The sequence below is a fragment of the uncultured Fretibacterium sp. genome, from assembly GCF_963544685.1.
GTDB lineage: Bacteria > Synergistota > Synergistia > Synergistales > Aminobacteriaceae > CAJPSE01.
This window is the reverse complement of sequence record NZ_CAUUGJ010000121.1, coordinates 1-6,730: the sequence shown is the minus strand read 5'-3', so window position 1 is coordinate 6,730 and position 6,730 is coordinate 1. Positions and strand designations below refer to the sequence as shown.

The window sequence follows — 6,730 nt, the reverse complement described above, 5'->3', positions numbered from 1 at the left end:
AAACAGGCAAGCTGGGGTACCACCGGGGTGCTTCATGGATTAAATCAGCGTTTTCCTTGTTATATCATTGGGGTGAAGGGGGAAGCCGAATGAAAAGCCTGGATCGGTACAGGGGGTGCCTGCTCGGCGGCGCCGCAGGGGACGCTCTCGGGTATGCCGTGGAATTTCTGGACGCCGATTCCATCTTTCGCAGGTATGGAGGAGACGGCATTACCGAATATGCCCTTGTGAACGGGACGGCGCTCATCTCGGACGACACTCAGATGACGCTGTTCACGGCGAACGGCCTGCTCCTTGGGACAACAAGGGACAGGACTCGGGGAACCGTGGGCGGCTGCCTGGACGGCATTGCGTCGTGCTGTGAGGAGTGGCTGCGCACGCAGACGGAGACGTATCCGGTGCGTGAACGGTATCCCTGCAGCTGGCTGATTAACGTTCCCGAACTGTTTGAGCGCCGCGCGCCGGGAAATACCTGCCTGTCCGCAATCGCGTCGTTCCGCGGAGGGAGACGGGGCGCCATCGACGAGCCCATCAACGACAGCAAGGGTTGCGGCGGGATCATGCGCGTTGCGCCCATCGGCCTGTACTTCGACGGGGAGCGGCATACGTCCGATGAGGTCGCCAGGCTCGGCGCCGAGGCCGCCGCTCTGACGCACGGTCATGAGCTGGGGTATATTCCGGCGGCGGCGCTCGTCCATATCGTCCATACCGTCTCCCACAGCGAGGACCCCCTGCTGGCCGATGCCGTCTGGAACGCGATGTCCGCCATGGGGCGCCTGTTCCCGGGGGCGGAACACCTGGACGAGCTCGAGGCGCTGGTGCGGATGGCCGTCGAGCTCTCGCAGAGCGACCTCGGCGATCCGGACGCCATTCGGATGCTCGGCGAGGGGTGGGTGGCGGAGGAGACCCTCGCCATCGCCGTCTACTGTGCGCTCAAGTACGAGAACGATTTCGACCGGGCGTTGATTGCCGCCGTCAATCACAGCGGTGACAGCGATTCCACGGGAGCCGTCACCGGAAATATTTTGGGGGCCCGCCTCGGCGCGAGGGCGATTCCCGAGAAATACCTCGCTCGCCTGGAGCTGAAGGACGTCGTCTCGGAGATTGCGGACGATCTCTTCAGCGACTGCGGAATCTCCGGTTATGGCCCCTACCGGGACGAGCTTTGGGCGAACAAATACGTATTTATGACTTATGTCCCGTCCGCCGGAGAAAAGGGGGCCTCCCATGGGGCGAGCTCCGGCGGGATCGCCCTTCCCGCGGAGTACGTCAGGCTGAGGGAGGACGTCGTTAGGCTGCGGGCGGAGTCGTTGGCCCTTCTGCTGGAGCGGGATGAGCTGGTCCACGTGGTGTGCAGGAACATCGAGATGAGGTACATGCTCACGCTCGGCGGCCTGGAGTACAAGGTGTATGAACTGCGCTGCACGGTGCTGAGGCTCAAGAGAAAGATAGAGATGATCCAGGCGAGGCGGAACAGGCAGGAGAAACTGGTCCTCTCCGAGATTGAATCGGCTCTGGACGACGAATTCGACGAGTATCGGAGGAGGCTGGACGAGCAGATCGACAGGATGAACGCCGCCCTCGAGAGGGGCAGGGGAGAGTTTTTGTCAAAGGAGGACGCAAGGGAGCTGAAGAAGCTGTACCGTGCGATCATGAAGGCGCTGCACCCCGACCTGCACCCCGATGCGGACCCCGCGCAGGTTCGGCTTTTCCATAACGCCGTATCCGCTTACGAAAATGGAGACCTAAACGGCCTGCGCCTGATAGGGGAGATGGTGTCCGCCCCGGTCCTGCCGGACCGCGATGAGGACGGACTCGTCGCGCTGGCGAAGGAGAGGGAAAGGCTGACGGAGCTTTTGGAGGCCGTCCGGGAGGAAATCGAGGGGATCAAGGACGAGTATCCCTATATCGTGAAATCAATCATCGAGAGCCCGGAGAGGACGGCGGCAAAGAGGGCCGAGCTGGAAAAGGATGCGGCGCGCCTGCGGGAGACGCACGCCCTCTATCGAAACAGGCTCGCCGGGCTTCTCCGGCTTGCCGGCGTCGATAGCGAGTCCGGAGAAATGCTGAGGTGAGACAATGAGCGGCCTGGCAAAGAGCGAGGGGAACGATCTGATCGGCCTGCTGCATGGAAAGGGCGGGGGGCTCCCTGTACCCCAGCCCTTCGAAAGGGACATCTTTCTCTTCGACACCCATGTGGCGGGGACGTCCTTTATCGAGGGCATCGAGGAGCTCGCCGGGAACCTGAACGTTGACGACGAGCTCGACTTCTTCCGGGAGCCGGACAACCCCCACGACGAGCGGGCCATCGTCGTCAGGACCCGAAGCGGTGCGAAAATCGGCTATATCCCAAGGGACGATAACGTGATCTTTTCCCGCCTCATGGACGCGGGGAAGCTGCTGTTCGGCAGGGTATCCGCCAGGGAGATGCGGGGCGCCTGGCTGAAGCTGAGCATCAAGGTCTATCTGCGCGAGTGAGGCGGGCAATCCTCGAGAGCACACGGGTCCCGTCAGCGCCTCCTTACAGTTTTCCCTCCTTCAGCCTCGCCGCCGTGTCCTCGATGATCCCGAAGCCCGCCTCCATCTCCTCCAAGCCGCCGAGCCTCGAGAAGCTCAGCAGGTAGAGTCCCCTGAAGTCCCCGCCGTTCACCGCGAAGTCGGAGACGGGGACGATCCTCACCCCGGCGTCCTTCAGATGCCCGAGAAGCGCCCCGGGCTCGACCCCCGGTATGCCGGCCACGAAGGACATGCCGGAGTTGGAGCCGTGCATTTCGATGTAGGGAGAACGCTCGATGAGGGACTTCATCTTCGAGTACTTCCTGTTGTAGAGAGCTTTCATCCGGTTTATGTGCTTCTCGAAATACCCCTCCGACATGAAGCGCGAAAGGGCCGCCTGGATGAAAAGGGACACCGGGCAGCCGAAGCCCTTGAAGGCCGCCTCATACTTTTTCATGAGCCTTTCGGGCAGGATCATGTAGCTGACCCTCAGCGAGGGCGCGATGAGCCGGGAGAGGGAGCCCAGATAGATCACGTCGTCGTTCGTGTCCATGCTCTTCAGCGCGGGGGTGGGCTTCTCCCGGAACTTGAACTCGCCGTCATAGTCGTCCTCGATGACGTACCTCTCGGGCTTCCGCCCCGCCCAGTTCAGGAGCTCGATCCTCCGGTTTATGGACATGACTGTACCCATCGGAAATTGATGTGCGGGGGTTACAAGAACGGCCGCGGAGTTGAGCCCGCTGAGCCGCTCGATCTCGATCCCCTGCTTGTCCAGGTTCAGGAAGATGGGGTTGGCCAGGTCGTAGGTGAAGAAGGGGCTGCTGACGGCATAGCCGGGGTTCTCGAAGGCGTAGAGCGTGCTGGCGTCCAGGAGCCTTTTGAGGATGTAGAAGAGGTGCTCCGTGCCCGCGGATATGACGGTGCGGGACGGGGCCGTGCGGATGCCCCTGGAGTTCCGCAGGTAGGCCGCGATGCTCTCCCGCAAGGGGAGGAAGCCCCTGGCGCTGCCCTGCGAGAGCAGGTCCCCGCATTCGGGCGAGAACACCTGCCGGAAGATTTTCTTCCAGACGGAGTAGGGAAAGAGGGAATCGTCGACGCCGTTGTAGGAAAAATCGTATCTGTATTTTTCGGGGGGCGCCCCCTCGGGGTTTGCGGGGCCGCTCCGCCCGAGCCTTACCAGCCCGTCTATTTTCTCCACGAAGTAGCCCGTCCTCTCGGCCGGCCTGACGTAGCCCTCGACCTCCAGCTGATAATAGGCGTTGTTGACCGTATTGATGCTGACCCTCAGGTCCCTGGCCATCGCCCTTATCGAGGGCAGCTTTTCCCCCGCGGCGAGCTCCCCCGAAACGATCCTGTCCTTGATGTCCTCGTAAAGCCCCAGATACAGGGGAAGATCGGTTCGTCTTGACGGCATGTCGGCCTCTGTACCCATAAAAATATTTTGGTTTGTATCTATCGATGGAAACAGTATAGCAGATATAATGCCGGGGCGAACGCGGCAGCAAATGCAGTGTCGGAACGAAAACGCGAAAACGCGAAAACGAGAAAGTGCGAAAAGACCGGAGGAGGAGAACGATGGATATTTACGAGAAGCTCAAGGGCGGAGTCATCATGGACGTCGTCAACCCGGAACAGGCCAGGATTGCGGAGGGAGCGGGGGCGGTCGCGGTCATGGCGCTCGAGAGGGTCCCCGCGGACATTCGGGCGGCCGGCGGCGTCTCGAGGATGAGCGACCCCAAGATGATCGAGGAGATCGTAAAGGCGGTCGGGATACCGGTCATGGCGAAGGTGAGGATAGGGCATTTCGTCGAGGCCCAGATATTGGAGTCCCTGGGGATAGACTTCATCGACGAGTCGGAGGTCCTGTCCCCCGCCGACGGCGTGTACCACATCGACAAGAAACAGTTCAGGACCCCCTTCGTGTGCGGCGCCCGGAACCTGGGGGAGGCCCTCAGGAGGATCTCCGAGGGGGCGAAGATGATCAGGACGAAGGGCGAGGCGGGGACCGGCGACGTGATCCAGGCCGTCTCCCACATGCGGCAGATCATGGGCGAGATCTCGTGGGTCGCGTCGCTGCGGGAGGACGAGATCCACAGCAAGGCCAAGGAGCTCGGTGTCGACGCCGACCTTCTGAGGTCGGTGCGGGAGAACGGGAAACTGCCGGTCCTGAACTTCTCGGCCGGCGGCGTCGCGACGCCCGCGGACGCGGCCCTGATGCGGCAGCTGGGGGCCGAGGGCGTATTCGTGGGGTCGGGGATCTTCAAGTCCGGGAACCCCGAGAAGAGGGCGAAGGCTATCGTCAGGGCGGTCGCGAACTACAAGGACCCCAAGGTGCTGCTCGAGGTATCGAAGGACCTCGGAGAGGCGATGGTCGGCATCAACGAGGACGAGATAAAGGTCATCATGAGCGCCCGCTGAAGGCGGCGCGCCTTCCGGAAGAGGACAGGGGCGGCCCGCGCATGGGGGGCCGCCCCTGTCGATTCAAGGGAAAAGAGGTTATTTCCCGTCCTTCGCCACGAACTCCGGCACCGCCTCCGGCGCCAGGGAGGTCTGAGAGCCGTCGGCCATGTTCCTGACGGTCACGAGGCCCTTTTCCATCTCCTCGGGGCCGATGATGCAGGTCCACGCGGCGTGCGACGCGTCCGCGCTCTTCATTTGCGCCTTGAAGCCGCGCGACGCGGTGTCCTGTTCCGCTGCGACTCCGTGGCGCCGCAGCCGGTGCGTCAGGACCTGCGCCGCGCTCCGCGCCTCGTCGGAGAGAGCCGCGACGTAGACCTTCACCGCCGGGGCCCGGCCGAAGGAACAGCCCTGCTCCTCCATGACGAGGACGATGCGGTCGAGCCCGCCCGCAAAGCCGACGCCGGGCAGGTGCGGTCCTCCGATGGCCTCGGACAGGTTGTCGTAGCGTCCGCCCCCGCAGACGGCGTTCTGGGCCCCGAGATCGCCGGAGAGCATCTCATAGGCCGTCCTGGTGTAGTAGTCCAGCCCGCGCACCAGCCTTTTGTCCAGTCGGTAGGAGAGGTCCAGCCGCTCCAGTCCGGCCCGGACCTCCTTGAAGTGGTCCCGGCACTCCGGGCAGAGGTGGTCGTAGATGGCCGGGGCGGCGTCCGCCGCGGCCCCGCAGGAGGGGTTCTTGCAGTCCAGGATGCGCAGGGGATTGCGTTCCATGCGTCCCAGGCAGGTCTCGCAGAGCTCGGGCTTGCGGGCCTCGAAGTGGGCCAGCAGCGCCTGGCGGTAGACGGGACGGCAGACGGGGCAGCCGACGGAGTTCAGGACGACCTCCAGGTTCCTCAGGCCGAGACGCCGGAAGATCTCCGCGGAGAGGTCGATGACCTCGACGTCCGCCCCCGCCCCGGACACCCCCAGGCACTCCATGTCGATCTGATGGAACTGACGGTAGCGCCCCTTCTGGGGGCGCTCGTAGCGGAACATGGGGCCCCAGCACCAGAGCTTGGCGGAGGTCCCCTGGGCACACAGCCCGTTCTCCAGCGCGGCGCGCACCATCCCCGCCGTGCCCTCCGGACGCAGCGTCACGCTGCGCCCGCCTCGGTCCGAAAAGGTGTACATCTCCTTCTCCACGATGTCCGTGGTCTCGCCGACCCCGCGGGAGAAGAGCTCCGTCTGCTCGAATAGGGGCAGGTGCACCTCGGAGCAGCCGAAGTCCGCCATCGCCTCGGCCGTTGTCCTCACCACATAGGCCCATTTCCACGATTCTCCGGGCAGAATGTCCCGCACGCCCCTCGGCGCCTTGATGTCCATATCGATCGACCCCATTTCCGTAAGCTGTATCAGGAGTATATCATTGTTGATCGTTGACCGTTCGGGGAGCGGAACTTCATCGTTCCTCCCTCGGAACGGCCCGAAGCGTCCCCGGATTCGTGTAGGTGACCAGGGCCACCGTCCCGGGCACGGAACGGACGTAGCGGCGTTCCGTGTAGTCCACCAGGACGGAGCCGGAGCCCCTGCCCCTCGAATGGGCCGCGGCGAGGGAGGCCGCGAACTCCAGTACGTCCCGGCGCTCCGTCTCCAGCTCCTCCCGCCCGCGGGAGCCGCGTATGACGACGTGCGCCCCCGGCAGTTCGTGGGCATGGAGCCAGAGGTCGTCCCCCCGGGCCTGCTTGAAGGTGACGAAGCGGTTGCCCCGCGCCGACAGCCCCACGAGGACGGTCAGCCCGTCCCGCTCGTAGACTGTCTCTTATACACATCTCCGAGCCCACGAGACGGAGCTACATCT

At 63.7% G+C, this 6,730-nt stretch carries 6 protein-coding genes; 3 read left to right on the top strand and 3 right to left on the bottom strand.

Annotation, left to right across the window (positions count from 1 at the left end; genetic code table 11):
• Window positions 1-89: 89 nt before the first annotated feature.
• Together ABLA28_RS09840 and ABLA28_RS09835 are read left to right on the top strand one after the other, a co-directional pair.
• Window positions 90-2,075 (top strand): ADP-ribosylglycohydrolase family protein, encoded by a 1,986-nt coding sequence (locus ABLA28_RS09840; RefSeq protein ID WP_347713514.1) that lies wholly within the window; start codon window positions 90-92, stop codon window positions 2,073-2,075.
• Window positions 2,076-2,079: 4 nt separating this feature from the next.
• A complete protein-coding gene (locus tag ABLA28_RS09835; RefSeq protein WP_314716667.1) occupies window positions 2,080-2,478 on the top strand; it encodes an HIRAN domain-containing protein in 399 nt (132 codons plus the stop codon).
• Between the two features lie 43 nt (window positions 2,479-2,521).
• Here ABLA28_RS09835 and ABLA28_RS09830 read toward each other — a convergent pair whose 3' ends face one another.
• A complete protein-coding gene (locus tag ABLA28_RS09830; RefSeq protein ID WP_314716668.1) occupies window positions 2,522-3,910 on the bottom strand; it encodes a PLP-dependent aminotransferase family protein in 1,389 nt (462 codons plus the stop codon).
• A gap of 134 nt (window positions 3,911-4,044) precedes the next feature.
• Between ABLA28_RS09830 and pdxS the strand changes: the two genes are divergently transcribed.
• A complete protein-coding gene (gene pdxS / locus ABLA28_RS09825; protein ID WP_347713513.1) occupies window positions 4,045-4,914 on the top strand; it encodes a pyridoxal 5'-phosphate synthase lyase subunit PdxS in 870 nt (289 codons plus the stop codon).
• Window positions 4,915-4,992: 78 nt separating this feature from the next.
• Here pdxS and hisS read toward each other — a convergent pair whose 3' ends face one another.
• Window positions 4,993-6,255, bottom strand: a complete 1,263-nt coding sequence (gene hisS / locus ABLA28_RS09820) for a histidine--tRNA ligase (protein WP_347713512.1) — start codon at window positions 6,253-6,255, stop codon at window positions 4,993-4,995.
• Between the two features lie 76 nt (window positions 6,256-6,331).
• On the bottom strand, window positions 6,332-6,655 hold the full coding sequence (locus ABLA28_RS09815) for a hypothetical protein (protein WP_347713511.1): 324 nt from the start codon (window positions 6,653-6,655) through the stop codon (window positions 6,332-6,334).
• Between the last annotated feature and the right edge of the window lie 75 nt (window positions 6,656-6,730).

Bases quoted from the DNA above. Each gene is read 5' to 3' on its own strand.
- ABLA28_RS09840 (WP_347713514.1), top strand. From the start codon at position 90: ATGAAAAGCCTGGATCGGTACAGGGGGTGCCTGCTCGGCGGCGCCGCA.
- ABLA28_RS09835 (WP_314716667.1), top strand. From the start codon at position 2,080: ATGAGCGGCCTGGCAAAGAGCGAGGGGAACGATCTGATCGGCCTGCTG.
- ABLA28_RS09830 (WP_314716668.1), bottom strand. From the start codon at position 3,910: ATGCCGTCAAGACGAACCGATCTTCCCCTGTATCTGGGGCTTTACGAG.
- hisS (WP_347713512.1), bottom strand. From the start codon at position 6,255: ATGGACATCAAGGCGCCGAGGGGCGTGCGGGACATTCTGCCCGGAGAA.